Source organism: Roseomonas mucosa ATCC BAA-692 (assembly GCF_000622225.1).
GTDB classification, from domain to species: domain Bacteria; phylum Pseudomonadota; class Alphaproteobacteria; order Acetobacterales; family Acetobacteraceae; genus Roseomonas; species Roseomonas mucosa.
The window spans coordinates 1-2,760 of sequence record NZ_JHWD01000066.1 but is presented as its reverse complement, the minus strand read 5'-3'; the positions used below and the strand labels follow the sequence as shown (position 1 = coordinate 2,760).

The following is a 2,760-nucleotide window of genomic DNA, read 5'->3' as shown; positions in this document are numbered from 1 at the left end:
TCAAGAACCGCGCCTGAACGCCCCCTCAACACACCTCACAAGAGGGTCCCTTTTGCGTGCCGATCTGGGGTCCCAATTCAGTGCCGATTGACACCACCATTCCGGGGGATGCCGCCTCCAAGTGTTCCCCGCGAGCGCGGGGATCGACCCGCCGCGATCTGTGGGTGTCGTGTGACGCCTAGGCTTCTCACCGAGCGTCGCAATAGCGCCTACAAGAACAACAGCCTCGAGCAGGACCACCGCGGCCTCAAAGGTCGGATCCGATGTATGCGCGGCTTCAAAAGCTTCGCCTCGGCTGAGCGGTTCTGCCGAGGCTACAACGAACTACGCAATCATCTCCGCCTCCGCTCCCGACACAATCAGCATGTCTCCGCTGATCGCCGTCGGGCGGCCGCTGCGCTAGTCATCCTACAATCTGCATAGGCCGGTCACGTCACGCCGTACACCGTGTCCGCTACGGCGCGAGCGCTGACAGAACCGTTCTCGGTCATGCGAGCCCCCTGCCCTGCCCCCACTCCGCCAACGGAATGAGCATGGTCGCCAACGCCGGATCGGGGTGGCGACCCATATCCCGTGCGAACGGGCCATCGGCCGCCACGACACCCCGGGCACCCATGGCGACGGCGAAAGCCACGTAGAGGGTGTCATATGTCGAATGATTGACAGCCAAGCCGATGTCGAGGGCGACGTCGTGCAAGTCCAGATCACTCGTGGCGGTCGGTGGTACCAGGGCGCGGAGCAGCGCCAGCCCTTCCCGGGCCTCGTCCGCCGACCACTTACCCTTGCGGACCTGGAGCCAGCAGACGTTGGCTGCTTCGTTGAGCCAGAAGTCCGGCACCAGCACCTCTTCCTCACCCTCAGTAAGCGCCTGGGCTAGATGGCTGTCCGGCTCCTCCAGCACCCACTTCAGCGCGACGCTGGCATCGACGACCAGCGTCACGGGCAGCTCGACTCACGAAGCAGGTTCCCTGCCCTGCCCTGTCGGCTCTCCTCCAAGAGTTGGGCGGCGGTGGCGGAGCCGCGGCCCGAGGTCCGGCGTCGGAACTCCGCCAAGCGTTTGGCGGCGGCCACACGAGGCGACGGCTCACGGCTGGCAGTCAGGATCTGGCGCAGGATCTCCCGGTGCTCGGCCTCGGCTGACCGGCCGTGCTCAGCGGCCCGGATGCGCAGCGCGCGGACGACGTCATCCTCGAGGTTACGGACGGTCAAAGTGGCCATGACACCCTCCTATGCTGCGAATGCTGTCAATGCATGCATATAGAGGGGACTGGCGCCGGGTGGAAGACGGACAAGATGCGATCTTTGCCTACGGTCCGAGTCGGCTGCGAGATGTGACCCTTGCCTACGTCGGCAAACGTTGACGCTACTAGTGCCGAGATGTGTTCATTGCCTACGTCGGCTTCGATGGCGACAATGAAATACTAGTAAAATCAAAATCCTAGTGAGTTATCCCTGTGTTTTCTGCCCACGAACTTCAATCTAAATTAGGTACAATCCTATATATTGCTTTGCGAAGGCAGAAATCGCATCCAAGCAAACGGAGCCTGTAGGCAAGAGACACATCGACAGGGCTGCCATTTCCGATCCAGAACCGGGCAACGGTGATTGCTGATGAGCTAAGCGAAGAGAGCGACCCACTTGCCTCACCCAGACCTCTTTGCCGTCCATGCTCACCTATCTGCTCATGGAGTAGAGGGAACTCTTGAAGAAGCAAGAGCAGTAGTCTGGACATCTGAAGCCCCTACGCTGCCGCCTGTCCATCGAGCATTGAGTGGCCGCAACGGCCGTCGGATCGCCGATACTGCCTCGGGCGCCATTGTGCGGGAGGCAGAGTGGGCCCATGAGCTTGGCTACACCTACAGCGCTTGGTGCTTGGCTGGCCTCCCCCACCGGGAGCACCCGGCTGGTGAAGACTGGCTCATCGCCACGGACTACGCACAGCTTCTGGTCCGACCCGGGGTCCGGGTCCTCGACGACGGTAGCCGGGAGTCGTTGGCGGTGCCGTCCGGCACCATCGCCCGCCTCCTGCTGATAGACCTGCAATCTGAGGCTCTCGAGAAGGGCAGCCGGGATATTGAACTCGGGTCCAACCCCAATCTGCTTTTGAACCGGCTCGGCCTGTCTCGCGGCGGCCCTGTGTCTCGGAAGGTTGTCGACCAACTCGAGCGCATCTGTCGCCTGACGCTCGACTTCAAGATCGGCAACGACCGGCGTGCCATCATTGTAAACGAGCGCATCGTGGAAGCATTCGAGTACACAACCCATGAGGACCCACGAACCAAGCGGCGGACACCGATGGTCGAGCGCCTGCGACTGTCCGAGGCGTTCTTCAGCGAACTCCGGCGGCACCCCATCCCAGTCGACCGGGCGGCAATTTCAGACATCCAGAACAGCCCCCGGGCCATAGACATCTATCTATTCCTGGCGTTCCGTCTTCCAGCTCTCAAGGGCGAGACCCCAATCTCCTGGACGGCGCTTTGGCGGCAATTTGGCCGTGAAAAACTACTCCGCACCTTCAAAGCCGAATTCCGTGAGCCCTTAGCACTGGCTCTGGCGGCCTACCGAGACGCTCAGGTCCAGATTGGCGAGCGAGGGCTCGTACTCCTGCCATCCCCTCCCCCGATCCAGCGCTGACCGGCAACCCGTAGGCAAAAATCGCATCTCCCTAGAGGTTGTTATGGACCTGCGGCCAGTTGAGCGGCCTGCTTGAGCATGATGCAGGCGAAGGCGACAAGGTGCAGGTCGGCGAGAGTGCTGGCG

Annotated in this window: 4 protein-coding genes; 2 read left to right on the top strand and 2 right to left on the bottom strand. The window is 62.0% G+C overall.

Annotated elements, in window-relative coordinates; all coding sequences use genetic code 11:
- Positions 1-108: 108 nt before the first annotated feature.
- Positions 109-423, top strand: coding sequence for a DDE-type integrase/transposase/recombinase (locus BT98_RS28485; protein WP_081798688.1), 315 nt, complete (start codon positions 109-111; stop codon positions 421-423).
- Between the two features lie 64 nt (positions 424-487).
- Here BT98_RS28485 and BT98_RS25390 read toward each other — a convergent pair whose 3' ends face one another.
- Complete coding sequence (locus tag BT98_RS25390; protein ID WP_019460159.1) at positions 488-940, bottom strand: type II toxin-antitoxin system VapC family toxin; 453 nt, start codon at positions 938-940, stop codon at positions 488-490.
- Positions 937-1,218 carry a FitA-like ribbon-helix-helix domain-containing protein gene (locus BT98_RS27895; protein WP_019460158.1) on the bottom strand — a complete coding sequence of 94 codons (282 nt, stop codon included), beginning with the start codon at positions 1,216-1,218 and terminating at the stop codon, positions 937-939. Before BT98_RS27895 ends, BT98_RS25390 begins: the two co-directional genes overlap by 4 nt.
- A 780-nt stretch (positions 1,219-1,998) precedes the next feature.
- Between BT98_RS27895 and BT98_RS28250 the strand changes: the two genes are divergently transcribed.
- Positions 1,999-2,634, top strand: a complete 636-nt coding sequence (locus BT98_RS28250; RefSeq protein WP_237719332.1) for a replication protein RepA — start codon at positions 1,999-2,001, stop codon at positions 2,632-2,634.
- Positions 2,635-2,760: the final 126 nt, after the last annotated feature.

Bases quoted from the DNA above. Each gene is read 5' to 3' on its own strand.
- BT98_RS28485 (WP_081798688.1), top strand. From the start codon at position 109: ATGCCGCCTCCAAGTGTTCCCCGCGAGCGCGGGGATCGACCCGCCGCG.
- BT98_RS27895 (WP_019460158.1), bottom strand. From the start codon at position 1,218: ATGGCCACTTTGACCGTCCGTAACCTCGAGGATGACGTCGTCCGCGCG.